Genomic DNA, 25,580 nt, shown 5'->3' on the forward strand with positions numbered 1-25,580 from the left:
CGATGAATCTTGCAACGTAGAATTCTTTAGGTATAAGAAATGCCGGCGAGAAACTATTTTTCGCCGGCACTTTTATTTCGACCCCATCAGCCCTTTGAAGTGCGAAGCCATTTTTCAAGAAGGAAGCTATTTCGTTGTGGCTACAGCGCTGGTGGCCATTCAGGAGCTAACTCGTATGGCCACCTAGGGGAGGGTGGGAAATGATCTAGCGGTCGAGGCTAACGTCTACGTCCGCGCGAGTTTCCACTGCGTGAGCGGCAATCTCGTTAGCGGCCTTGTCGGTCAGCTCATGCTCAGCTGCCAGGGTTGCTTCGACGCGCTCGATGAAGACCTTGATCTCCTTCTCCATCGTCTCCTTGTCCCAACCCAGAGCCGGGGCAACCAGCTCTGCGGTGGCCCGGGCACTGTCGACGCCGCGGTGTGCGTACTCCATGGAGACACGCAGGCGGCGCTCCAGGATATCGTCGAGGTGCATTGCGCCCTCGTGGGTCACTGCGTAGAGGACCTCAGCGCGCATGTACTGCTCAGCGGCCTCCAGTGGCTCGAGCAGGGACTTGTCCTCAGCTGCCGGAGCCAGAACCTCGTAGATAAGGGAGCCGTAGCGGTTGAGTAGGTGCTCGACCTGCTTCTCGGTGATACCGAACTGCTTGGCCAGCTCTGCCTTCTGGTTGTTCAGTGCGTGGTAACCATCAGCACCGAGCAGCGGAACATCAGCGGTGACGGACTCCGGTACCTTACGTGGGACATCCTGGACTGCAGCGTCAATGGTGTCGGCGCCGATGACGCGGTAGGTGGTGTACTTACCGCCTGCGACGGAGACCATGCCCGGAGCAACGTGGGCAACAGCGTGGTTGCGGGAGAGGTTGGTGGTGGAGTCGGAGTCACCTTCCACCAGCGGACGCAGACCCGAGTAGACGCCGACGATGTCGTCGTAAGTAATCGGACGACGAACCTTGGCGTTGACGTGATCGAGGATGTAGTCGATGTCAGCGCGGGTAGCTGCTGGGTTGGCCAGGTTCATGGTCCAGTCAGTGTCGGTGGTACCGATGATCCAGTACTCACCCCACGGGATAACGAACAGGACGGACTTCTCGGTCACGAAGGTCATTGCCACCGAGCCCTCGAGAGCGGACTTCGGAATAACGATGTGGACACCCTTGGAGGTGTGGACGCGGAACTTGCCGGTCACTCCTGCCAGCTTCTCAATCTCATCGGACCAAATGCCAGTGGCGTTGACAAAAACGTTGCCGCGGATGGTGGTGGTAGCGCCAGTGTCGGTGTCAAGGAGCTTTGCACCGACGATGCGCTCGCCTTCCTTGACGAAGTCGACGACCTGAGTGGAGGTGCGGACATCAGCGCCGAAGTGAGCAGCGGTGCGCAGGACGGTCATGGTGTGACGGGCATCGTCAACCAGAGTGTCGTAGTAACGAACACCGCCGACCACAGCGTCTTCCTTCAGACCCGGAGCCTGCTTCAGGGTTCCCTTGCGGGAGTAGTGCTTCTGCATCGGAACCTGCTTAGCGCCACCCATGACGTCGTAAAGGAAGAAGCCGGATGCCATGAACGGGCGCTCCCACACACGGTGAGTCAGTGGGAAGACGAAGCGCAGTGGCTTGACCAGGTGCGGTGCCAAGTGGGACATGGACAGTTCGCGCTCGCGCAGGGATTCGGCAACCAGGCGGAAGTCCAGCATCTGCAGGTAACGCAGACCGCCGTGGAACATCTTGGAGGAGCGGCTGGAGGTACCGCCTGCGAAGTCGCGGGTTTCAATGACTGCAGTCTTCAAACCACGGGTAGCAGCATCGAGCGCAGCGCCAGCGCCTACGGAACCGCCGCCGATAATGACGACGTCGTATTGCTCGTTACCGAATTTCTCCCAGGTCTTTTCGTGCTGTTCCTTGTTGAGAACGGCAGAGGGGGCGAGAGATGAAGAGGACGACATTTTCCAATCCTTCCCGGTGTGGGCGTTGTATTTCGTCGAAGAGAATTTCTCGGTTCACGGCTCACGTTAACAAAAAATGCGCCCATTCGTGAGCGCTAACCTACGGTTACGTAGATATAAACAAAGGTCTGAAAAGGCCAGCGAAAGGCATTGAAGCTACTATTCATATAGTCCCAGGTAGGGGCTATAATTTTAGAATTTTCCTATTTTTATCACCGGAGACGAGGGCTGTTAGAAATACCCCCATGATGGGGTAGCAAAAGGCTGGTAGTGCACGCAATGCATGCAGGGGCGGCGACTGCCGGTCGTATCGGCTGTTACACACGACTATTGACCTGTAACGACCTTTATTCGCGGGCAACAGATACCGATGCAGATACCGATGCAGATACCAGCACATATTGCCCCGCTAAGGGGTGCGAAAGATTGTAGAGTAAAGGTCATGTTCAAGGATCCTGTGTACTTAACGATTATCGGATTGGCGCGCACCGTCTTCTTTGCCCAAGGTTTGAAGTTCACCGTTAAGGGCTGGGAAAACGTACCGAAGGATTCTGGCGCCGTGGTGGTTACTAACCACACCGGATACATGGACTTCACCTATGTCGGTCTTCCCTTCCGCAAGTACCGTCGTTACGTGCGCTTCATGGCGAAGAAAGAGGTCTTCGACCATTCCATTGCAGGGCCAATCATGCGCGCTTGTAAGCACATTCCGGTCGACCGCACCGACGGCTCGAAGTCTTTCGAAGAGGCCTGCAAGAAGCTGGAAAAAGACGAGTTGGTAGGTATCTTCCCGGAGTCGACTATCTCGCGCAGTTTCGAGGTCAAGAATTTGAAGTCCGGCGCAGTGCGTATGGCGCAGCGCACCGGCAAGCCCATCATCCCCGTGCTGATTGTGGGATCCCAGCGCGTGTGGACGAAGGGACACCCCAAGCATCTCGGCCGTAGCAATACTCCGATTCACATTTCGGTTTTGCCGCCGTGGTACCCGGAGGGAGATCCGGTAGAGGAAACGGAGAAGCTGCACGAAATCATGGATCAGGGCGTTCGTCAGCTCTGGGACGAGTACGCAGCTGAAGAAGGGCCACTGCCGAAGGGCGCCTACTGGGTACCGGCACGTCTAGGCGGTGGCGCGCCGACTTTCGAAGAGGCCCAAGCAGAAGACCTCAAGGTCGAAGAAGAGCGTCAGCGCATCCGTCGTTTGCGCAGTGACCTGGCCGCATTTAAGGACAAGCTGGCTGAGTCGGCACGTGAATTTGCTGATAACGCACGTGAATTCGGCGATAAGACGAAGCAGCAGTTCACAGGAGCTTCGCAGACGATGACTCAAACGATGAGCGCGGAGTCCGCTCGCGCTAAGGAACAGACAACCGCGATGCTCGCACAGCTGCGTCAGTCTGTGGAGCAGATGGCCGATGAAGTCGTCGCCGGCGCCAAGGAAAGTAAGGATTCCGTTCGCGCTGCCACGGATTCGATGCGCGTGACGTTCCGCGAAACGTATGTGCAGTTGGAGAAGGCTTCCGCCTCCGGCGCTGAGCTGACACAACAGAGCGTCTACCGTCTCATCGGCCAGTCGAAGATGATCCGCGACAAGCTGCCACAGCGCCTGAACAAGCTCATCACCGCTAAACCGGAGACGTTTATCTTCGATTACTCCGTTTCGCTTGCCGACGATGCGGGCAACATCAGCGAAGAAACCTTGAACGCCTTGCAGCAGCTCGGTGATGACGGCGCCACAATCGTCGTCCTGCATGAGCCGGGGGATAAGCCGGACTTGTCGGCTTTGGAATGCGCTGACCTGCAGGTTGTGGAACTGCCGGAGGACGCCAGCAAGCTGGATGTGACCAATGCGGTAGTGACGACCCTGCGCAAGCAGGCTCGCGGGGAAGAGACCGCGATGCTTTTTGCGGCTCGCTCGAACTTTGAAGAGGCCACGCAGCGCGTCGGTATGCCAGTTGTTATGGCCGATGCAGATTGGCCTCTGCTGAAGACTGCGGACTGGGTCATCGACACCGTCGAGCACGGGGGAGTGGCTGCGACGCTGCAGTTGTTGCACGAACGGTTCAGTGACAATGCGGAGGATGCCCACGGTAAGGCTGACAACTCTGGCGATGACAACGCTGAGGACGGCAAGTAATTCGCCGTGACCGAGAGACTACATCCACTACTCGTGGCTTCGGATATTGACGGAACTTTCATTGACTCCCGGGAACGGGTGACTCCGCGTCTGCGTCAGGCTGTCGCACGGATGCTACGCCGCGGCACCCCGCTGGTGTTGGCTACGGGAAGGCCCGCTCGCTGGTTGCAGCCAGTGCTCGAGCAGCTTCCGGTTCGGCCACTGTGTGTCTGCGCTAATGGCGCGGTGATTTATGACTCCAGTCGTGATGAAATGGTCGCCGCTAATACGTTGAAGCCGGAGACGCTGCGATACGTCGTAAAGCGTGCGCGCGAAGCGACGCGGTCCATCGGCGGAATTGGTATTGCGGCTGAGCGCGCTGGGACATCGGCGAACGATGCCATCGATGAGCTCTTCGTGGTGGCACCGTCCTATGACCATGCGTGGGAATCGGACGAGCACGGTGAGCTTGCTGAAGATGCCGTGCTTTCGGAGCCCGCGACGAAGCTCCTATTGCGTAACTCCGATGTGAACAGTGCGCAGCTATTCGAGCTGGTTGCCCCTGCAATTGATGCAAGCCTCGCGCACGTGACGTACTCCATGCCTGACGGGCTGTTGGAGGTGTCCGCGCCGGGTGTGACCAAGCGCGCCGGGCTGGAATACGTGGCTGAATTGGTCGGCGCAACCGCGAAAGATGTGGTTTGCTTCGGCGATATGCCGAACGATATTGAGATGTTGTCGTGGGCGGGCACGGGCGTAGCAATGGGCAACGCGGCCGACAACGTCAAGGAGATTGCAGACGAAATCACCGCCACCAATGATGATGACGGTGTTGCTCGTGTGTTGGAGCGCTGGTTCTAGCTGATCTTGCGGTTATTTACCGCGCCAGCTAGCTGACCAGCGCTCCGACAGTGGCTGCCTTCAGCGTTTACTTCAGCTCAACCTTGATTTCGCCGGTTGTGCGGATGTAGATGATCGTTCCGTTCTGGAACTCGGCGCGCTCGACATCTCCGTCGACAACCTGGGTTGCCGTTGGGGCGCCCAGCTTGCCAACCTCGAAGCCCTGGCGAGCCCACTCGTCGGCAATCTTGCCCCAGATTGCGTGGGCGCCGGTGGTCTCGGAGTCAGTAATGACACCGTTGGAGAACTTCACGTAGCGCAGGACATCGGCCTGGCCAGCGTTGTTCGCCACAGTGGAACCGTTCTGAATGCCGGACATTGCGTAGCCGAGCACAGAACCTACTTCCTCGGTGACATGGCGCCATTCGGCGGCCAGATCGTTCTGCTCGTCAATCGCGATGATCTGATCAATCAGAACTGGCAGGTCGGCGATGGATGGGCCGTTTTCAATCGAGCGTCCAACGGCACCCAGAATCGCCTCGGCGGTCTGTCCCAGGCCCGGTGCGCCCAGCATTCCCAGTGCGGAGGCCAGCATCGAACGTGCGCCCGCAACTGCTTCCAGGGCCTGTGCCTTCTGCGGATCGACAGGTGCATTCGGTGTGGCTGGTGCGGCGGAATCGCTCGGTTCGCTTGACGACGAGGCGGGGGGCTTAGCCGTAGAAGTGCCAGTGGTGGTCGTAGCGTCGGTTGGCTCTGCCGTAGTAGAGGTGGTCGACTTGGTGCTCGGCGTTGAGGAGCGGTTCGTTGTGCTGGAGGAGGTCTTGGACGACGTGGTCGACTTGGTCGAGGTTGACTTAGTCGAGGTGGTCGACTTGGTTGACGTGGTCGAGCTTGACTTAGTCGAGGTGGTCGACTTGGACGACTTGGTCGAGGTTGCCGAGCTGGAGGTAGAAGTAGTCGTCTTGGACGACGTGCTCGACTTGGTCGTGCTCGGAGTGGTCGAAGTGCTCGACGTACTCGACTGCGTCGTCTTGCCCTTGTCGGCATCGTTGTCCTGCGGGACGAGTAGGTCACTCGGACCATTCGGGCCCTCGTTTTCGACCTTTCCGCTGGTGAGGGTGTTGTACTTCTTCTCGGCAATCGAACGGATCTGGTTCATCTGGGCGTAGCCAGCGTCGCCCGGGCAGGTGGTGTTACCGACATCGCGGTGCGCGAAAATTGTCGGCAGCGTGACCTTCGTGCCGTATGCGTACTTGGAGTAGCTGGTACCACCGGAAGTCATTTGAATCTGGCCGGTCGGCTTGATGCCGGCGACCTTCAGGCGCCAACCAATCATGTTGCCCACCGAGTTCAGTGCTGCCTGGCTCGGCGCAACCGAGGTGTAGTTACCCATCATCGAGATACCGAAAGTACCGGTGTTGAAGCCACCTGCGTGGGCGCCCTGGACGTTCTTGTCCAGGCCACCGTAGCGGCCTTCGAAGATGTTGCCGTACTTGTCGACCAACGCGTTGTATCCGATATCGCACCAGCCCAGAGTCTGAGCGTGGTACTGGTAGATGCCGCGAACGATACCAGCGGACTGGCTCTCGGTGTAGTTGTTCGAACCAGCGGTGTGGTGCACGGTCGCGCCGACGAGCTTATTGTCGTAGTATGCGCCCTGGCAGCGGTTATTTTCGTTGGCGCCCCAGCCGGCACGGGTAATGACCTTTGGCATGCCCGTGACATTCTTGGCATCCACAATCGGGTCAATGCCGGATGCGGCGGCCTGGCCGTCGATAAGTACTGCGTCGACCTGATTAATAGGCAGTTCATCGGCGACTGGCTCGATGTCAGTCCACTTCACAGGGGTGTTTTCCGATTCGTGCTTCGGGGCGTCGGCATCGGTCTTGGTGTCGGCCTGAGCCATCTGCTCCTCGGATGCGTCCTCGGGAGTGGTCTCAGAAGCAGGTTCTGGAGCGGCTTCCGGAGCCTGCTTTTCGCCCTCGGCATTAATCTCGTCGAGGTTGATCTGGGACATGTCCAGCTTCTCGGCGCCCTTGACGTCCTCCAGCTCCACACCGGAGCCCGGACCGAAGATATTGAGGCCGTGGGTGGAAACCTGGACGCGCTTGGTCGGCTCGATGTAGATCAGCTCGGTGCCGTTCAGGCCGCTGCCGTTGCCGTCCGCGGGGTAGTCCGGTTCGACGCTGTACCAGTCCGACCAGGAGCCGTCGGCACGCTCGGCGCGGACGTAGCTGGCGATATCAGGGTTACCGGTCCAAGTAAGCGCGAACTGGGAAAACTCGGTGTCGGAGGTAATTTCCTTGACGACACCGCGGTTGGGGTGCTCCTCGTCGGCAATCGACTGGGTCGCAATCGCGGCATCATCGACGAGAACCGATTCACTGTCGGCAAGTGACTTGTTCTGGACGACGGGGTCGATGGGGCCAGAACCGTTGTCTTCGATGAGGTCATAAGCGGCGCCCCCACCGACAACCACAACTGGGGTCAGGGCAAGGGTCGCCACAGCAGCGAGCACCAAAGATTGCTTGGTGCCTGCGCGGCGATTAATGCGGCGACGACTAAACACGTTATTAACTCCTGCGTGATAACTGAGAATCTGCTGCTGCACCACAATGTGATGCGGTTATGCGTACTGGGGAGGGAAGGGGACTTAGTTCTGTGGTGCGAACAGTGCCTGGGCGGCTTCGGCCGGGTTGGCCGGGAGCCCATCGGTCAGATATTCGCCCAGCGCCTGGGCTGGAGATGACATTTCCGCGTTCCCGAGGGAACCTCCGTCGTCACTCGACTCACCGGCACCCGGAGCTGGCGGGAGGTTGGCGGCCTCTCCATCCTGGTTGCCCGGCTCCGCCGAACCGCCAGGAATGCCGGCTCCGCTGGCACCGTCGAACTTGGCCTTGGCTGCCGCGCGGATGTCGTCCATCTGCTGGTAGCCGAAGTTGCCTGGGCATGAGGTGTAACCGGTGTCGCGGTGACCGAAGATGGCCGGTAGGTTCACGGTCTGGCCCGAACCGTAGCGGGCCTTCGAGTATCCGGAGCTGGTTAGCGCGGCGGTGGACATCGGATCAACGCCACCGACCTTCATGCGCCAGCCGACCATCTCGCCCAGCGCGGTGATAGCCGCAGCTGGAATCGGCAGCTGGTCGTAGTTACCCATCACCGAGATGCCGAAAGTGCCATTGTTGAAGCCACCTGCGTGGGCGCCCTCGATGTTCTTGTCCAGGCCGCCGTAGCGGCCTTCGTAGATGTTGCCGTACTTGTCGACCAGCGCGTTGTAGCCAACATCGCCCCAGCCCAGTGTCTTTGCGTGGTAGGCGTAAATACCGCGGACAATGGCCGGCCCCTGGGACTCCGAGTAGTTATTGGAGCCAGCGGTGTGGTGGATACAGGTGCCCTTGAAAGTGCTGTAGGAGCTCGATCCGCCGCGTGCGGACTCGTCAGCGCCCCATGCGGCACGGCTGATGACACTCGGCGCACCGGCAATCGAAGACTCATATGCAACCGGCTGAATAATCTCACCCGACTGCTCGACACCGTCGACGAAGACCGCCTGGACAGCATTGAGTGCCAGCGATGCGGTGCCGTCGATAAGGCCCTGCAGAGTGTCGCCAATTGTGGCGGGGTCGAGGTTGTCGGCACCAATGATGCTACGCGGATCCAGCCCCTCGAGGAGGTTCAGGCCGACAGTGGAGACCTGCACGCGCTTGGTTGGCTCGACGAACAGCAGCTCAGTGCCGGACTGTCCGGAGTTGTTCATCGGACCGTGGGAATCGGCGTGGAACCACGGGCCAAAGGTGCCGTCTTCGCGCTCAGCGCGAACGTAGAGCTGCAGGTTTTCAGCGCCTGGCCAGGTCAGCGCGAACTGCGAGAACGGTTCGTCGCGGGTGATGTCCTTGACGAATCCGCGAAGTGGGTGCAGGGCATCGGCAATGGCATGCGTGCCGACGGCCGCGTCATCAATCATCATCGTGACAGCGTCGGCCAGCGGCGAGGTCGAGATCTTAGCCGCGATGGGGGAAATACCAGGGCTTTCTACCAGAGTGGGCGCCTGGCGGACACCCCAGGATGCAAGCGGAGCTGCGGCAGCGGTGGCTGCCAGTCCATAGAGGAAGGTACGACGGCCCATCGACGGGGCATTGATGCGACGGCGAGTTGGCACGGTAAAAGCTCCAAAAATGTGGGGTACAGAGTCATCAACCCGGGGTGTCGCCCGGGGTCGAATTGAAGAAAAGTTGCACAGCAACAGAAAATACTGAGAAAGATGTTACCAGTGTGACTAGAAAAATCTAGTGAGGCCACTGTTTTTCTACGTTAATTTTGGGGAAAATATTGAATTGTGTGACCAAATGAACGTTGGGGGACGTTCACGTGGACGTCGTAAAGCCCGCGTGTACACCCGCAAACCGGATGGAAATGCAATAGGTTTTAAGGCGTGAGTAGCGAAAAGAACACCACTGCCAATGAATTTGCTCCGAAGTCCCTACAGGACATCAAGGACAACAACTACGACCTCATCGTGGTCGGCTCGGGTTTCTTCGGTTTGACCGTTGCTGAGCGGACCGCCAATGAGCTGGGTAAGCGCGTGCTCGTTGTCGAGCGCCGCAACCACATTGGCGGCAACGCCTACTCGGAAGCAGAGCCGGAAACCGGCATCGAGGTGCACAAGTACGGTGCGCACCTGTTCCATACCTCTAATAAGAGGGTGTGGGACTACGTCAACCAGTTCACCGACTTCACCGACTACCAGCACCGGGTGTTCGCTATGTACAAGGGCACCGCGTACCAGTTCCCGATGGGGCTGGGGCTGATTAACCAGTTTTTCGGCAAGTACTACAGCCCGGACGAGGCTCGCCAACTGATTAAGGATCAGACTGATGGCCTGGATCCGCGCGACGCGAAGAACCTTGAAGAAAAGGCTATCTCCCTCATCGGTCGTCCGCTGTACGAGGCTTTTGTCAAGCACTACACCGCCAAGCAGTGGCAGACCGACCCGAAGAACCTGCCGGCTGGAAACATCACCCGCCTGCCCGTTCGCTACACCTTTAATAACCGCTACTTCAACGACACCTACGAAGGCCTGCCTGTCGACGGCTACACCGCCTGGCTGGAAAACATGGTGACCTCCGACAAGATTGACGTCGTTGTCGACGCTGACTGGTTCGAGGTGCGCGACGAACTGCGCGCTGTCTCCCCGGATGCTCCGGTCGTCTACACCGGCCCGCTGGACCGCTACTTCAACTACGCAGAGGGCAAGCTGGGTTGGCGCACCCTGGACTTTGAGATGGAAGTCCTCAACACCGGCGACTTCCAGGGCACCTCGGTGATGAACTACAACGACGCTGATGTGCCATACACCCGTATCCACGAGTTCCGCCACTTCCACCCGGAGCGCGATTACGTCAAGGACAAGACGGTAATTGTTAAGGAATACTCCCGCTTCGCCGACGATGGCGACGAGGTGTACTACCCGATCAACACTCCGGAAGACCGCGAGATGCTGGAGGCCTACCGCAAGCTCGCTGCAGCAGAAGCGCAGGAGAACAAGGTTCTCTTCGGTGGTCGTCTGGGCACCTACCAGTACCTGGACATGCACATGGCCATTGGTTCGGCGCTGTCGATGTTCGACAACAAGATTGCACCGTTCTTCAACGACGGCGAAGCGATTGAGCAGGAGCGCGGGCACTAAGCACGGACTTCGGGGGCTGTGGTTCCTCTGGTCGGCTGGCTCTGGGAATCTGGCTCTTTTTAGGGATAGCTGGATCGTCGTCTTAGCTCGAACAGGTAGGCGGGTCAGAAGGGCGGAACGTCAAGAGTTTCGCGGAGTGCTTGGATAGCCCGAAGATCCTCACCGGTGTGGGACTCCTCAGCGAGGGTGAAGACCTCAGCCAGCTGATCTTTTTCTTCTTTGGTGAGGAACGGTTTGGCTGGCCATAATGAGTGGCAGAGCAGATTATTGATTTTGTCAATTTCGTTCGCAAAGTTCTTGAGTGGGTTCAATACTGCGAGTGCATGTTCAACTCCCCATTTATTCACTGTTAGTTCGCCGTTCTTGTCCGTGAACAGCCCCGTGGCAACCCCAAGTCGGTATTGCTCGGTCCAGAAATCCAAGGAATCTGATCGATTGCATGACTCGACGCCCTCCTGCTGCACGATGAAGGTTTCTTGCATTGCCCGTCTGGCCACAGCGACGCCAACTTCCCGTTGGTGTTTCGGATCCATTTCTGGGAGGCCCGCATCTCGGAGGCGTTCGAGGAGGCTGTTGCGGTGGAAGATGGCTCTTTCGAGGATGAGGTCGCGAATGAGAGCCTCAGGCCGACCGTATGCAAACTTTCCAACTCGAGGTAGCGCCCAATGAACCCAAACAAGGGATGACACGGTAATCAGGCCGGCGGTGTCGTCAAGGATTTCCGGTACGAAGGCTCGTCCATGGCCCGAGCCCTTCGAGTTTCGGTAGGGCCCCAGAGAGCAAACTAGCTTCCGAATCTGTGTTGCGGCTGTCCGCCCCGCGCTATCAACTGAGTCGCCTTCAGTTCGTTGGTCGACCAGTAGATTGTGCGCATTTTTAACAATCTTGTCGAAAGAATCATCGCTGGCTGCGGGCCTTCCGTCCAGCTCTAACGTCACACGGCTGATGCTTTCGACCAAGGCCTTGCACTGCCCAACGACCTCACCTAGGTCATTAGCTTCGTGAGCTCGCAAGAGCCGCTGATGTTCAAGGTCAATAGCGTTCCAGTATTCAGATCCAAGATAGTTTGGTCTTTGCAGGGGGACCAGGATATGAGCATTGAAAAGCTCCTTCACTACGCAGCCTCCGCCCAGCGGGGCGCAAAGCGCTCCATCTGCTCTAACACGAGAACAACAGCTTCGCTTCGCTTGTCGGCCGGGTATTTGTGCTTGCGCAGCAAGGTCTTAATCGAGCGCCGTAGCTTGGCGCGCACATCATCGCGCACGGTCCAGTCTGTCTTCGCATCCCGGCGGAGAGTCTCGACGAGATCGCGCGCAATCTGGGCCAACACATCGTCCTCGAGGACCTCATCGGTGGAGTTGGTATCAGCGATGACGTCATAGAACGCGAGCTCATCGTTGCTGAGCGCCGGATTGAAGGATTCCCCGCGCTTGCTTTCCGCAACGATCTCCTTCGAAAGCTCGATGAGCTCGGCGATGACCTCGGCGGAGGTGAGCTGTTGGTTGGTGTAGCGGTTCATCAGCTCACGGATGCGCTCGGAGAACTGCTTCGCCCGAACCTCGTTGTTTCCGGTGGCTACCCGGGATTCTTGGAGGAGGGAGCGCCGCAGCGCGTCGATTAGCAGCGCGGTCTCTGAGGCGGTCTTGTCCTTGGTCTTCAAGGCGTCGATGTTCAGGTCCTGCAGGTTGGGCAGGTCGCGGCCGATTTCCTCGTAGACGTCGATGACGGTGGATGAGGCACTTGAGTCGACGACGAGCTGGCTGAGCAGGGTGAGGACCTCGTCGCTCAGTGGCTCACCGTTGGCCCGACGGTCGGCAGCGTCCATCTTCGCCAGCTGGTTGCGCACGTCGGAGTAGAAGCGGACGTCCTCGCGGTACTGGGCGGCGTCGGGGCTACCGGAAGCCAGCGCCCACGCCCGGGCTAGTTTGCCTGCGGTTTCGGTGAACTGTTTGGCGAGCGGGTAACGGCCCTCCTCATCGGCGGTCTGTGGGTCGCGAAGCTTGGCCAGGATCTGCAGGCGGGCCTTGCGTTGCTCGCCATTGGCCTCTAACTCGCGCCAGTCTTCGCCCACGAGGGTGTGGAGCTTGCCAAGGAAGCCGCGGACGATGCCGAGGGCTTCCTCGATATTCTGCCCGATCACCTTCTCATCTTCGTCGGGGGCGCTCTTGGTGAATTCAGCGATGGCCTTCTGCAGGTTGTCGATGAGCGGGGCGTAGGCCACCAGTAGACCGCTTTCCTTGTGGCGGAACTTGCGGTTCACGCGGGCCAGCGTCTGCATGAGCAGAGCGCTCTTCAGCGGCCGGTCGAGGTATAGCGTGTGCAGCGGAGGAGCGTCGAAACCGGTGAGCATCATGCCCTGCACGATTGCGATTTCGAGCTCGTCGTCCGCGTCCTTCATGCGGTCCTTGATTGCATCCATCCGAGCTTGGTTGCGGATGTGTTTCTGTAGGTGCGCGGGGTCGGAGGCCGCGCCGGAGAAAATCACCTTGACTTTGCCGGCGAGGTCATCGTCGCTGTGCCAGTCGGGACGCAGCTCGACGATTTTCTCGTACAGGTTGGCTGCGATGTCGCGGGTCTGCACCACAATCATCGCCTTACCTGGCCCGCCGATGAACTGTCGCATGTTCTCGCGGCGATCCTCCCAGTGGAGGATGAAGTCCAGCGCGAGGGTGCTGAGGCGCTGATTGGAGCCGTACACGGTGTTCAGCACGGCGACGGAGCGCTGCGCCTTCTCCCGGTCTTCGTCCTCGATGTCGGCGAGGATCTCCGCTGCCGCGTCGTCGATGTCCTCGTCGGTGATCCCCTGGATGCGCTCCAGCGGGATGAGTCGCGGCTCGAAATATACGGGGACCACCGCGCCGTCAGCCACCGCGCGGTTCATGTCGTAGACGTCAATCTCACCACCGAAGACCTCGCGGGTTTTGCGGTCCCACTCGTCAATCGGGGTGCCGGTGAACGCAATCATCGTGGCGTTGGGCAGCGCGGTGCGGAGGTGGTGCGCGTAGCCGTCGGCGTTCGTGTCGCCGAAGCCGTAGTGGGAGCGGTGCGCCTCGTCGGAGATCACGATGATGTTGTGGCGTTCTGAAAGAACAGGGTGTTCTAGCTCTCTGTCTTCCTTTGCGCCCTTCAGGCCGAATTTCTGCAGGGTGGCGAAGTAGATCCCGCCTGATTGGCGCTGGCTAAGCTGATTGCGCAGGTCCTCCCGGCTGGAAATGTGGGTCGGGGGTTCGGGCAAGAGGGTGGAGACGGCGAAGGTGTCGTGGAGCTGTTTATCCAGCTCGTTGCGGTCGTTCAGGACGACCACGGTGGGGGAGTCCAGCCGCGCGTCGCGCATGATCTTCGCGGTGTACATCTCCATTTCCATGGACTTGCCGGAGCCAGTGGTGTGCCACACCACGCCAGCCTTCTTGTCGCTGCGGGCGGCCTGGATAGTCCTGCCCGCGGCTTTAGAGACGGCGAAGTATTGGTGTGGCTTGGCTACGCGCATACGCAGCTCACCATTGATTTCGTCGAATGCAGTGAAATCAATGAAGATTTGGCCGAAGCGTTCGATGTTGAACAGACCCCACATGAGCATGTCGAACTCGGTCATCTGCTCGCCGCCCACGACGACGAGTGGGCCCTGCATGTAGGGTTCGCCGTCGTCGTCGACGCGCCAGCTGCTCATGTGTTCCCGCGGGGTGAACGGGGTGCCGTAAATCGCTTCGAGCCCGTCGGAGGCGACGACGACGTTGGCGAAGCGGAAAGCCATCGGGAATTCTTCGACGTAGGTGCGCAGCTGGTTGTAGCCGTCTTCCACCGTTGCGGTGGACCCGGATTGTTTCAGCTCCATGATGGCCAGGGGCATGCCGTTGACGTAGAGCACTACATCGAAGCGGCGTTCCTTGTCCAGGTTCCGGATGGTGATTTGGTTCGCCGCGATGTAGTCGTTTTTGTTCGGGTCGCGGGAGAAGAACGTGATGGTGGGGTTCTGGTGCTTGCCCTCGGCGTCGGTGTATTCGATGCCGCGGTAGCCTTCCACGAGGATCTGGTGGAGGCGGTGGTTCTCCGCAATCGCGCTTTGGGATTGCGGGGTGAGAACCTCTGCCATTGCTTGGCGGAGGTACTCGTCTGGAACCCCGGGGTTGAGGTTGCGCAGGGCGTTGAGGAGGCGACCTCGAAGCACGATGTCGCGCCAATTCTCCCGCTCCCCGCTGCCGGGGGCGAGTTCTTTACCTTCGGTCGGCTTCCAATCGAGCTCGCCGAGCAGCTCGAGCGCGTCGACTTCGAGCATCGCCTCACTGTAAGCCATGGTTATACCTCGTTCTCCTCACTCGAGACCTGTGCCCCGGCGGCTGCTGCTTCCTGGCTTGCTTCCCTCACCGTGATCTTCCCATTCATGAGCAGGGGAAGCAGCTCATCGCGGGTTTTGGTGAGGACTCGAACCTCGTCGCGCAGTTCGCCAGCGAAATCGAGTAGCGGGGTGGTTCTGGAGCCAAAGTTAGAGAGCTGCTCTTCGTTGGGCCATACGGTTTCATATGCTGCCAGGTCACGAGCTTGAACCCTCTGCCGGCCAGAAGTGCCCGTCACTGTCTGTGCCGCAAAGGCGCGGAAATCTGCTGAATTAGCAACTGCGTATGGTGCTGCGAGTGGAATGTCCAGCTGTGGACGCATAACGATGAATTCCGTTGATCCGGCACCAACTGCATCGGCTTCGAGGAAATCGACGAACCCGCACTTTCCATTCTCAAAGCAGGGAGTTATTCGAGCTAGAAGGGTGTCGCCGTTTCGATAGCGGGACCCCCCTTTGGCCTCGTGCTCTTCCCATTCACTGATGGAAAACCCAGCTTCAGGAAGGTTCTTCATCTCGATTTTCCTGACTACCGTGCCCTTAGGGATAGGAGTCCTTGGGTTAATCTGAATCACGTCGTCGAGTCGGGTATTGGTTGCCCCCAACTGAATAGCGTGCTTCCACAAAGATTGAATCGTTTCGTCGATGATTCCGAGAATATGGTTGTTCGCGGCGATCTTGTCGTCGAGGGAACCGAGAACTTCACTGATTTTTTCTTGCATAGCGATTGCCGGGATATCAATTGGCCAATTAGGCATTTCGCCGATTGGTATCCGGTTTACCGTTGCCCCATATAGCGTTCGCTCCTGCAAGAAAGACTGCCACCTGGGACTTAACCAGAAGTAGAGAAGGTAACGGGGGTCAATCAGACTCATGTCTGGTCTTAGCAAAGCCATTCGACGCCCGAGCGCAGCATCGATTTTTGGTGGCATCAAGGCTGCTTCGCCAATGCGAGTTTCATACGAGAACAACAGGTCGCCCTGCCTGGGCTGAACCCTTCTAGTCCAGGTGCGGAAATCCGCAGGGGAGAGTCTATCGGCAGTAGATAGATTTAAGCGACCATTGGATAGTCCACTGATATTAAGGAAGTACAGATTACCTGTGTTGATGCGCTTGGGGGTTGCATGAGGGCCGTCATAGATCTGGCCGATATCTTTCAGCTGTCGCATCGTTACACCAACCTCCCCAGCTGCTCGCGGACCACGGCGTCGAGACGCGCGGACTCGTCCAGGGCTGCTGTGAGCTCTGCGGTGAGGCGCGCGATCTTCTCGTCGATCGGCTCGCCGTCCTCTTCCTCCTCCGCGAAACCGACATAGCGGCCTGGGGTGAGAGCGTAATTAGCCTCACGGATCTCATCCAACGAAACGGACTTGCAGTAACCAGGGATGTCTTCGTACTCCCCCTCAGCGGACGAGCGGCCACGCCAGGTGCGGAAAGTGTTCGCGATTTTCTGGACATCCTCGTCTGAGAAGGTGCGCTCGGTGCGGTCGACCATGTGTCCGAGCTCGCGGGCGTCGATCAGCAGGAACTCCCCGCGACGATCCACGGAGCCCTTGGAACCGGCGCCCTTGTCTTTAGCGAAGAACCAGACACACACCGGAATCTGCGTGCCGCGGAACAGCTGAGCAGGCAGCGTGACCACGCAGGAGACGATGTCGTCCTCAAGCATGTTCTTACGGATTTCACCCTCGCCTGAGGTGTTGGAGGTCATGGTGCCATTAGCCATCACCACGCCCGCTTCACCCTGAGGACTGAGCTTGTAGATGATGTGTTGCATCCAGCCGAAGTTCGCATTCTTCTCCGGCGGCACACCGTAAATCCAACGCTTGTCATCGGTGCTGCGCGCCCAGTCTTTGATGTTGAACGGTGGGTTGGCCAGTATGTAGTCCATCTCCACGCCCGGGTGGATGTCGCGGGCGAAGGTGTCGCCCCAACGCTCACCAAGGCCCTTCGAACTAAGTGCATGGATAGCCAAGTTCATGCGCGCCATGCGCCAGGTGCGCTCGTTTAGCTCCTGGCCGTAGATAGCGATTGCGGACGGGTCCTTATCGTTGGCATCCAAGAACTTTTCCGCCTGGACGAACATGCCGCCGGAACCGCAGCACGGGTCGTAGACGCGGCCCTCTGTCGGCTCGAGAATCTCCACCAGCGTGCGCACCACTGAGCGAGGAGTGTAGAACTCTCCGCCACGCTTTCCTTCAGCAGCAGCGAAGCGTGCGAGGAAGTACTCGTACACTTCCCCAAGTAGGTCACGTGCGCGTTCCGGGCCTTCTGCAGTGAAGCGAGTCGTGCTGAACATGTCCACGAGCTCACCCAGACGGCGCTGATCCACACTCTCACTGTTGTAATTGTGCGGCAGTGTGCCATCCAAGGAGGGGTTATCGGCCATAAGGGTTTCAGAGGCCTCGTCGATAAGCTTGCCGATGCTCTTAAACTCTTTGCCGGCGTTCGCGGTCTTGCCTTTGGAGTGGCGTTGGAGGTAATCCCAACGGGCTTCCTTTGCTACCCAGAAGACGTTCTTTTCCAGGTAAGCGTCCCGGTCTTCGAGGTCTTCGAGAATATCCTCTTCGCTTGCGCCATCTTCTTCCAGCTCTGCCAGGAGTTCCTCGCGGCGTGCGTCAAAGGCATCGGTCACATACTTCAGAAACACCAGTCCGAGGACGATGTCCTTGTACTGAGAGGCATCCATGGAACCGCGCAGTTTATCGGCGGCCTTCCATAGAGTGTCCTCGAATTCCTTGGCGGGGGTGGGAGTCATATCTGTGAGCTTACTTTCCGGAGAGGATGAGGCTGAACAAAGCATCGCTGGTTTGTTCGACTTCGTGGGTGAGCTGGAGGGCAACAGAGTGAGCAGTGCTGAGCGCGCGGGTGGTGTCGGCGATGACTGCACGCTGAGTGCGGTTGAGCTCTGGGATGGCAATCCGGGACAGCGGGTGGCGGCGAGTCACTGTACCTGTGCCTCGAGTGTCGATATTCGCAGGTGCATTGAGGCACGCAACGATAAAGTATGGGTCATATTCTTCCGACCGCGGACGGAGCACGGTGACCATGTTCGACGGGACCCAGGTCTTGTCGTCGTCCTCGTGGACCCAGGCGGAGAGCCCGCCGCGAGGCATGAGGATGTCGCCGGGGCGAAGGACGTCGGCGCCGTCGTAGTCATCGACGAACGCAGGAGTTGCATTCCGGTTGGGGACAGCGAGGTAGGCGCTGCCCGTCTCGATGTCTTTGTCGCGGCTGTAAGTGCCGTTGATGCGTTTGAAGTGGCCATCTTGGATGAGCTCACCGAGGGTGGTGAACGTGGTGGACACGGGAATCACGTCTGCGGTGACGCGTGGAGTGCGGATATGCATGAGTTCCTTGGTGGCTTCTTCAAGGGATTGAACAGCGGCGTCGAAAGTGGACCTTGCCTCAGCGGGGTTGGTGGGCTCGGTGAGATAGGTCGACGGACACAGTGAACCATCGTTGGTGACAACATCTGCCAGTGTCACCCTCCTGTACGGCACGTCGGTGTCTTCATGGTTGCGGGCAGCAGACAACCATTCCGCGATTCGGTTGGGGACCGATTGCGGTGGCTGAGTGGAGGCATCGATGAGCAGCGGTTCCTTCACTTCCTCGGAGCTCAGAACCCACAACACAGCAGGTATGCGCGTAGCTGAGAACAGTCCAGCTGGTAGCTCTACGACGGCTTCGACATGCCCCTCTGCTGTGAGGCGCTGCCGTTGTTCCTTGAACGGTGCTCGGAAGGTGGGGGACATGCTAGTGAGGATGTACGCATGACCGTCGGCGGCCAGATGCTGAGCCGCATAAAGCAGGAACAGCTCCTCACCGAGCGGGCTACGTAATGAGTGACCGAAGAAGCTACTGCGTTGCATCTGCTCTGAGATTTCTCGGGGAATGCGCATGCCTAGCGGAGGTTCACAAACTATGAGATTGGCCCGTACGTCCGCAAACGGATCGTTCGTCAGTGAATCACCAGTCACGATGGTCGCATCATTGTTAGTCAGGTGTACAAGCAAGCGCGCCAGAGTTGCAGTCTGTTGGTGCAGTTCGACACCGAATAGCTGAGCCTCTGGGGTGTAATGTCCGACTCCGAGAAGTGTCCCGGCAATGCCGCAGGCTGGGTCCAAAACAGTGTCAGCATTTTCAGCAGAGGTGCCGGCGGCCGCTACGATTGTAGCGCTGGAAAGCGAGGTGGCAGTGCCGTACTGGCTGCGGTCGCCTCGTGATCCGACACCAAGGAAACGGTCGACCACTGAGCGGGCGGCTTCGCCGTGATTATCTACATTAAGTTTGACGATGCCCTGCTTGACGTCTTCTAGCGTATCGGCACTTATCCGTGACCGAAGCTCGTTGAATTCCTCTGAGGGCTCAAACGATGGGTCTTTATCGAGAGCTAATAGCGTGAGAATTACTAATGGAATGTCATCAACGGCGATTTCATTGCGGAGTAGGTTCGCTACAGCCCAAAGGCCCGTGAGCTGTAGCTCCCTTTCAGCATCTTTAGGTAAGAGGTCGTTGTCTTTAAGCCAAGCGACAACGGCCGCTGCTTCAAAAAGTGGCTTACGTGGAGTGGATTCCTCCACAGGCATGGGGAAGTCATCGTGGCGCCTTCGCCAGTTGCTGACAGCTGGTCGGCTGACTTCGGCGAGTTCTGCGATGTCCTTGAGGGTGAGATGTCCGGTGGTGGCAACCATTTATGCGGTCTCCTTGGAGTTTGGGTAAAGCTGAATAATGTCGGCGTTCGTAGTTGTGGATGTAGCAGTCTTAGTAGTTTTTCGACCGTAGCCATCCTCGGCTAGGTAAACCTCTGCTGCTGCAAGCTGGAGTTGCTTGGAAAGCTGGAACTTGTGGGAGTAAACCGTGGTCGGCACTCCGAGCTCAGCAGCGCGAGCAACGGGCTTAGCGAAGATTCCGTCTCCGGAGACGAGTGCAATCTCGTCAAACTGGCCGATGTTCATGTATTCAATCTCCTCGATTAGTTGATTATCCGCGCCGTCAGCCCCCACTCCCATAAGTAGGCGGGGACCTTTCCAACCTGCGTTCACATCCAGGAGACCGCTCTCGTCTGATGCGATGACAATAATCTCGCCATCTTCAATATCCAGCCAGCAGGTAAGCATGGTCTTGCACCATTCGACCTGGTTGGAGCTCTGGATTGGGCCTCCATTGAAGTTTTCAATATCGATGAGAATTAGTCGACGGGGACCAGTATTGGAATGAAGGGATTTGGTGGACCGGATTGTGTTCATTGCTTGTGTCTCTTTCGGTGTGTTGCTCTTGCTTGCAATGAATACATTAGACCTATGTTCACAGATATGTCAAGTGTATGTACGTTAACAGTCGGGAAATGCTGGTCAATTATGGTTTTTGAAGGAAGTTGCGTGTGTTTAGATGTGGTCTAGCTATGTTCACAGTATCGTGTGAACGCGCCTTGGGGTGCACTTCCGGCTTAGATGTCGGGGTGTCTGGCTGAGATTAGATGTGAACCTGGCCATAGGGTCCCGCTCAATCTGGCTCCAGGAAAAATTTTGCGCCGGTATGACCTGCGATGAATCTATCGATTAGCTGCGCGGGCACTAGTTTGTCGCGTGCGGCCCGCGCACTAGTATTGCGCGAGTGTCGCGTAAGAAAATCCAAACCGAGATTCTCCAGCAGGGAACTGGGCAGGTTCCCCAACAAGGGCCGTTGCTGCAGGGTGTGAACAGGTTTCTCACCCTGCCGGTGGCACCTGTCATCCTGGTTCTCATCGGTTCTCTTGGCACCCAGGCCGCGGCCGTGCTGGTCACGGACATGCTTTCCACGGTCGGCGCGCCGGGCATATCGGGCCTGCGCATGACCGCTGCCGCCATCATCATGGTGGTTCTGTTCCGGCCAAAACTATCCGGAATGACCCGGGCTCGCGCCATCAACATTGTGGTCTACGGCGTCGCCATGGGCATGATGAGCATGATGGTGTACGCCGCCATCGCCCGCCTCCCGCAGGGTGTCGCTGTCACCATCGACTTCCTTGGCCCCTGCGTCGTGTCTTTCCTGGGGCTGAAAATGTGGCGATCCCGCCTGTGGGCCGTCGTCGCTTTCATCGGCGTTGCCCTAATCGCCCAATCCTCCAATGACCTGGATCCTATCGGCATTGGTTACGCCGTGATCGGCGCGATCTTCTTCGGCGCCTACACGCTCTTTTCCGCCCGAATGGGCAGTTCCGAGGGCGGCGGCATGCCGGACCTGGCGCTGTCAGTGGTCGTCGCAGCAATCGTGCTCGCGCCGTTTTCTGTTCCCGCCGCACCGCTTGTCGACGGTCCGATGTGGGTCACCATCGTTATTTCCGGGTTCATTGGTGCTGTCATTCCCTACGTGATGGACACCATCGCTGCGGGGATTGTCTCGGCGGCGGTCGTTGGCACGCTCTTCGCGCTGGACCCGGTCATCGGTGCAATTCTGGGCTGGGCGTTCTCCGGTGACAGGCTGACCTGGTCCATGGCGCTGGGTATCGTGCTGATTGCGGTAGCCGGCGCAATTATTACTTGGCGTGGGGCGCGGGAATCGCGTGAGCTGCGAGGATTGGCAGCGCAAGCCTGAGTTTTACTCCTAGCCGACCGGCCTTATTCAGCCGCGTCCACGAACGTCGATACGAGGTATCGGTTGATGTCGGAGCGGTTGATGATTCCCACCGCGCCACATTCTCTGGGGAGCCGATAGCGTGGCAAACAGTGCCAATCCGCCACTGGCATTAGGATGCTATGAGACAGAAACGTCGGTAAAACATCGGCGACGATACCCGGTAAACCACACGGAAAGCGGTTGATACGTCTCATGGCAGAACAGCCCGAACAACAGCGGAGAGAAAATCCGACTACGTCGTCAAGCCTTGCCGTGGAGCGTCTGCAGCGCATCTTGCTGCCGAAGCTCGGCGAACCTCGCGATGTCCGCTCCCTCTACTTGGTAGAGCCGGACACCAACGCTGGTCGCGTACAGGCGCATTCGCGCACTTCGGCGACCATTCCCGCAGGTGATGAGGTCAGTTTTGAAACTTACTTCAACGCCTTCCCGGCCAGCTACTGGCGTCGCTGGACCAATCTGGACAATGTCGTCCTGCGGCTTGAGATTTCCGGCACCGCCCGCGTCGACATTTACCGCTCCAAGATCGACGGTGCTCGTATCGCCGTGACCGGTCAGGTTGTCGGCTCGCTTGTCGACGCCTCTGAAGGGGCGGCCGCGAAGGTGGACGAGGAGAACATCAACGTCTGCGAGATTGCGGTTCCGCTGACTCAGTTCGAGGACGGCGGCTGGATCTGGTTCGACCTGACCTGTGAGACGGACGTGGTAATTCACTCCGCAGGTTGGTATTCCGACATTGCCGCTCCGAATCAGACCTACCCGGACGGCACGGAGCGCCCGGCGCCGGAGGGTCGCGTCACTATTGGCATTCCGACGTTCAACCGGCCGACCGATGCGGTTGCCGCGCTTGAGGCGCTGTCCTCGGACCCGGAAGTTGACGCTATTATCGATGCTGTTTTGATGCCTGACCAGGGCACTAAGCATCCGGCGGATGAGCCGGGCTTTGATGCCGTCGCCAAGCACTTCGGTGAGCGGTTGCGTATTTTCCCGCAGGGGAACCTCGGCGGTTCCGGCGGTTACTCCCGCATTATGTACGAGGCCCTCGGTGGCGCGGACTCCGATCCGAAGCGCGCGACTGACAGCCCGTTCATTCTCTACATGGATGATGACATCGCTATCGAGCCGGATTCCATCCTGCGCGCGGTTGCTGTGGGCCGATTCGCGAAGTCGCCGATGCTGGTTGGTGGCCAGATGCTGAACCTCCAGGAGCGCAGTCATCTGCACTCGATGGGCGAGGTCATCGGCCGCCACGACTTCATGTGGACCTCCGCTCCGCATGTCCACTATGACCACGACTTTTACTCTCATCCGCTGCGCGATCGCGGTGAGCATGGCACGAATGCGTCCGGTGAGGTTGTGGATTCGAAGGACCTCCACCGCCGCATCGATGTTGAGTTCAACGGTTGGTGGATGTGCCTGATTCCGCGCGTCGCCGCAGAGACTATTGGTCAGCCGCTGCCACTGTTTATTAAGTGGGACGATGCCGAATACGGTCTGCGTGCAGGCAAGGCCGGCTTCCCGACGGCCACGTGGCCGGGCGTGGCAATTTGGCATATGGCCTGGTCGGATAAGGACGACGCGATTGACTGGCAGGCGTATTTCCACCTGCGCAACCGCCTGATTGTCGCGGCTCTCCAGCACGAGGGCGATACTGCCGGCATCGTGCGTTCGATGCGCAAGGCCACTTTCAAGCACCTCCTGTGCTTGGAGTACTCCACTGTTGCCATTCAGAATGAAGCCATGAAGGACTTCCTGGCAGGCCCGGAGCATCTTTTCGACATTCTTGAGTCTTCGCTGCCGCGCATCAATACTCTTCGGAAGAACTTCCCCGACGCGGTTGTGTTGCCGAGTGCAGGCGATCTGCCGAAGCCCTCCGGTATTCCGGGGGTTCCGACTAAGGATGTCGGTGGTCGCCTGGGCAAGCTGAAGAAGGTCGGTTGGTTGGCAAAGGGTCTGCTCCACAGTGTGCGCCCGGAAAAGTCCGAGCATCACGCAGTGCCACAGGCGAACCTGGCTCCGCTGGAGGCTCGCTGGTTCTCTCTGTCTCGTCTCGATGGCGCAACTGTGACCACCGCTGATGGCCGCGGCGTGGTGTACCGTCAGCGTGACCGCGACAAGGCCAAGGCGCTGCTGGAGGAATCCTGGGAGCTGCAGAAGCAGGTTGAGGAGCGCTTTGAGCACATGCAGGCACGCTACCGCGCCGCCTATGACGATCTGACCAGTAGGAAGGCCTGGGCGAATGTCTTCGAAAATTAAAGGCGATCCGTTCGGCGAGTCCGACGTTCTCGTTAATATTCAGCACACGCTTAACGACGTTCCGGGTGTGCTGCCCACCGCGCGTGCCATGAGCTATTTCGGCGAGCACGCCCTCGGTTGGATGGGGCTCGCGGCCCTCGGGGCGGCGGTGGATAAGGAGCGACGCATTGGTTGGGCAAAGGTTGGTGTGGCAGCCTTCACCTCGCATGCGGCATCAGTGGTATTGAAGCGCATTGTCCGCCGCCCGCGTCCCCATGACCGTCGTATAGCAATTGGCGTAGGTACGCCGAGCAAGCTGAGCTTCCCGTCCTCGCACGCGACGTCGACGACGGCAGCACTGATGGGGATTGCAAAGTTGGGTTACCCGGCAGCGCCGGCTGTGGGTGTGCCAGCGATTATGCTCTCGCGGCTGGTGTTGGGAGTGCACTACCCAACAGATGTTGCTCTCGGCGCGGCGCTGGGCACAGCTACCGCTATTGCGGTGGACAAGATTGGTGATAAGGTCATCGAGCCGAAAAAGGCGCAGCATAACCAGCCTAACCGGGGCGGACAGCCCTCCATTGCGGAAAGGAATGCACAGTGACACAGGCGGAGAACGACAACTTGGCCAATGTGTCGGCCAATCAGCGACGAACTTCTCAATCAAGGATTGGATCTGAGCCGCATACTTCCGGCATCGATGAGCCTGCACACCCGCAGGGACATCCGCCGAAGAATCTGCTGGACGGCATGATTAAGGCGCTTCGCCCGAAGCAGTGGGTGAAGAACGTCCTGGTTATCGCGGCTCCGCTGGCAGCCGGCAACGAGATTATGGACTCGGGACGCTCGATTGGCACATTGGCTGTCGACATCCTGGTGGCGTTTGTTGCTTTCTGCTTGGCGGCATCGTCGATTTACCTGATTAATGATGCCCGCGATGTCGAGGCTGACCGCGCGCATCCGACCAAACGCTTCCGTCCTATTGCCGCTGGCGTGCTGCCGGTGAGCGTGGCGTATGTCATGGCAGTCGTGCTGATTGTTGGTGCGATTGCGGTTTCCTGGGTTGCTTCCGAGGGGCCGGGGCTGGCAATTGTCGTGGCTGTATATATTGCGCTGCAGCTTGGCTACTGCTTTGGCTTGAAGCACCAGCCGGTGATTGATATTGCGCTGGTGTCCTCGGGCTTCATGCTGCGTGCAATGGCCGGTGGTGTGGCCGCGAACATTAACCTATCGCAGTGGTTCCTGCTGGTTGCCGCCTTTGGTTCCCTGTTTATGGCAGCCGGCAAGCGTTACGCAGAGCTGTTGCTGGCGGAACGTACGGGTAAGAAGATTCGCAAGTCTCTGCAGGGCTACACCGCGACCTACCTGCGCTTTGTGTGGACACTGGCCGCGACTGCGGTGGTACTCAGCTACGCACTGTGGGGCTTTGAGATGGGCCGCGCGCCGGGCACGTCCTCCGCTTCGGCTATTTGGTACGAGATTTCGATGGTCCCATTCACCGTCGCCATCCTGCGTTTTGCCGCTGACGTTGACCGCGGTGATGCGGGTAGCCCGGATGAGATCGCACTGAAGGACCGCCCACTGCAGGCACTGGCCGTTCTATGGCTGCTGTCCATTGCCATCGCTGTCTACGCTGTTCCGGCTATGGCGTAACTTTCTAGTCGGCTCGCGGTTTCTGATTGCGGGCTCGGCTCGCGGGTGCTCCTTTCGGAAGCATCTTGGCTGGCGCTTGGATAACGCTTGGGCTGGCTATTGGGTAGGGCTTGGGTTGCACTCAGGTTTTGGATGAGAACCTAACTCGGGGGTGGAATTACAAATT

At 58.7% G+C, this 25,580-nt stretch carries 16 protein-coding genes; 7 read left to right on the plus strand and 9 right to left on the minus strand.

The window, feature by feature from the left end; translation table 11 throughout:
* Window positions 1-205: 205 nt before the first annotated feature.
* Complete coding sequence (locus tag Q0U90_RS01610; RefSeq protein ID WP_297450677.1) at window positions 206-1,942, minus strand: glycerol-3-phosphate dehydrogenase/oxidase; 1,737 nt, start codon at window positions 1,940-1,942, stop codon at window positions 206-208.
* A 442-nt stretch (window positions 1,943-2,384) separates the two neighbouring features.
* On the opposite strand from Q0U90_RS01610, the gene Q0U90_RS01615 reads away from it, so the two are divergent.
* On the plus strand, window positions 2,385-4,076 hold the full coding sequence (locus tag Q0U90_RS01615; protein WP_297450680.1) for a 1-acyl-sn-glycerol-3-phosphate acyltransferase: 1,692 nt from the start codon (window positions 2,385-2,387) through the stop codon (window positions 4,074-4,076).
* Window positions 4,077-4,082: 6 nt separating this feature from the next.
* The gene (locus Q0U90_RS01620; RefSeq protein WP_297450683.1) at window positions 4,083-4,916 is read left to right on the plus strand and encodes an HAD family hydrolase; all 834 of its coding nucleotides are present in this window, start codon (window positions 4,083-4,085) and stop codon (window positions 4,914-4,916) included.
* A gap of 67 nt (window positions 4,917-4,983) precedes the next feature.
* Here Q0U90_RS01620 and Q0U90_RS01625 read toward each other — a convergent pair whose 3' ends face one another.
* Together Q0U90_RS01625 and Q0U90_RS01630 are read right to left on the minus strand one after the other, a co-directional pair.
* Window positions 4,984-7,464, minus strand: a complete 2,481-nt coding sequence (locus tag Q0U90_RS01625; protein WP_297450686.1) for an N-acetylmuramoyl-L-alanine amidase — start codon at window positions 7,462-7,464, stop codon at window positions 4,984-4,986.
* Window positions 7,465-7,548: 84 nt separating this feature from the next.
* Complete coding sequence (locus tag Q0U90_RS01630; protein WP_297450688.1) at window positions 7,549-9,054, minus strand: N-acetylmuramoyl-L-alanine amidase; 1,506 nt, start codon at window positions 9,052-9,054, stop codon at window positions 7,549-7,551.
* 330 nt (window positions 9,055-9,384) lie between these two features.
* On the opposite strand from Q0U90_RS01630, the gene glf reads away from it, so the two are divergent.
* Window positions 9,385-10,581 (plus strand): UDP-galactopyranose mutase, encoded by a 1,197-nt coding sequence (glf, locus tag Q0U90_RS01635; RefSeq protein WP_297450892.1) that lies wholly within the window; start codon window positions 9,385-9,387, stop codon window positions 10,579-10,581.
* A 104-nt stretch (window positions 10,582-10,685) separates the two neighbouring features.
* Here the strand turns inward: glf and Q0U90_RS01640 are convergent, their stop codons facing one another.
* Genes Q0U90_RS01640 through Q0U90_RS01665 form a run of 6 tightly spaced genes read right to left on the minus strand, consistent with a single transcriptional unit; the run spans window position 10,686 to window position 20,160 of the window.
* Window positions 10,686-11,696, minus strand: a complete 1,011-nt coding sequence (locus tag Q0U90_RS01640) for an abortive infection family protein (RefSeq protein ID WP_297450691.1) — start codon at window positions 11,694-11,696, stop codon at window positions 10,686-10,688.
* Window positions 11,696-14,872, minus strand: coding sequence for a type I restriction endonuclease subunit R (locus Q0U90_RS01645; protein ID WP_297450694.1), 3,177 nt, complete (start codon window positions 14,870-14,872; stop codon window positions 11,696-11,698). The genes Q0U90_RS01640 and Q0U90_RS01645 overlap by 1 nt, the downstream gene beginning before the upstream one ends.
* A gap of 2 nt (window positions 14,873-14,874) precedes the next feature.
* Entirely contained in the window at window positions 14,875-16,080 is a 1,206-nt protein-coding gene (locus Q0U90_RS01650; protein ID WP_297450697.1) for a restriction endonuclease subunit S, read from the minus strand.
* A gap of 2 nt (window positions 16,081-16,082) precedes the next feature.
* A complete protein-coding gene (locus tag Q0U90_RS01655) occupies window positions 16,083-17,669 on the minus strand; it encodes a class I SAM-dependent DNA methyltransferase (protein ID WP_297450700.1) in 1,587 nt (528 codons plus the stop codon).
* A 10-nt stretch (window positions 17,670-17,679) separates the two neighbouring features.
* Complete coding sequence (locus Q0U90_RS01660; protein WP_297450703.1) at window positions 17,680-19,605, minus strand: N-6 DNA methylase; 1,926 nt, start codon at window positions 19,603-19,605, stop codon at window positions 17,680-17,682.
* Window positions 19,606-20,160 (minus strand): NYN domain-containing protein, encoded by a 555-nt coding sequence (locus tag Q0U90_RS01665; RefSeq protein ID WP_297450706.1) that lies wholly within the window; start codon window positions 20,158-20,160, stop codon window positions 19,606-19,608. It abuts the gene before it with no gap.
* A 367-nt stretch (window positions 20,161-20,527) separates the two neighbouring features.
* Here Q0U90_RS01665 and Q0U90_RS01670 point away from each other — a divergent pair, with 367 nt between their 5' ends.
* The 4 genes from Q0U90_RS01670 (at window position 20,528) to Q0U90_RS01685 (ending at window position 25,414) form a co-directional block, all read left to right on the plus strand.
* Complete coding sequence (locus tag Q0U90_RS01670) at window positions 20,528-21,487, plus strand: EamA family transporter (protein WP_297450710.1); 960 nt, start codon at window positions 20,528-20,530, stop codon at window positions 21,485-21,487.
* 234 nt (window positions 21,488-21,721) lie between these two features.
* Window positions 21,722-23,782, plus strand: a complete 2,061-nt coding sequence (locus Q0U90_RS01675; RefSeq protein ID WP_297450713.1) for a glycosyltransferase — start codon at window positions 21,722-21,724, stop codon at window positions 23,780-23,782.
* The gene (locus Q0U90_RS01680) at window positions 23,766-24,365 is read left to right on the plus strand and encodes a phosphatase PAP2 family protein (protein ID WP_297450717.1); all 600 of its coding nucleotides are present in this window, start codon (window positions 23,766-23,768) and stop codon (window positions 24,363-24,365) included. Before Q0U90_RS01675 ends, Q0U90_RS01680 begins: the two co-directional genes overlap by 17 nt.
* A 29-nt stretch (window positions 24,366-24,394) precedes the next feature.
* A complete protein-coding gene (locus tag Q0U90_RS01685) occupies window positions 24,395-25,414 on the plus strand; it encodes a decaprenyl-phosphate phosphoribosyltransferase (RefSeq protein WP_297450895.1) in 1,020 nt (339 codons plus the stop codon).
* Window positions 25,415-25,580 lie beyond the last annotated feature (166 nt).

It is taken from the genome of uncultured Corynebacterium sp., from assembly GCF_946998835.1.
Taxonomy (GTDB): Bacteria; Actinomycetota; Actinomycetes; order Mycobacteriales; family Mycobacteriaceae; genus Corynebacterium.

Excerpts from the sequence above, each read along its gene's own strand:
- Q0U90_RS01610 (WP_297450677.1), bottom strand. The coding sequence starts at position 1,942 with ATGTCGTCCTCTTCATCTCTCGCCCCCTCTGCCGTTCTCAACAAGGAA.
- Q0U90_RS01615 (WP_297450680.1), top strand. The coding sequence starts at position 2,385 with ATGTTCAAGGATCCTGTGTACTTAACGATTATCGGATTGGCGCGCACC.
- Q0U90_RS01645 (WP_297450694.1), bottom strand. The coding sequence starts at position 14,872 with ATGGCTTACAGTGAGGCGATGCTCGAAGTCGACGCGCTCGAGCTGCTC.
- Q0U90_RS01650 (WP_297450697.1), bottom strand. The coding sequence starts at position 16,080 with ATGCGACAGCTGAAAGATATCGGCCAGATCTATGACGGCCCTCATGCA.
- Q0U90_RS01655 (WP_297450700.1), bottom strand. The coding sequence starts at position 17,669 with ATGACTCCCACCCCCGCCAAGGAATTCGAGGACACTCTATGGAAGGCC.
- Q0U90_RS01660 (WP_297450703.1), bottom strand. The coding sequence starts at position 19,605 with ATGGTTGCCACCACCGGACATCTCACCCTCAAGGACATCGCAGAACTC.
- Q0U90_RS01665 (WP_297450706.1), bottom strand. The coding sequence starts at position 20,160 with ATGAACACAATCCGGTCCACCAAATCCCTTCATTCCAATACTGGTCCC.
- Q0U90_RS01675 (WP_297450713.1), top strand. The coding sequence starts at position 21,722 with ATGGCAGAACAGCCCGAACAACAGCGGAGAGAAAATCCGACTACGTCG.
- Q0U90_RS01680 (WP_297450717.1), top strand. The coding sequence starts at position 23,766 with ATGTCTTCGAAAATTAAAGGCGATCCGTTCGGCGAGTCCGACGTTCTC.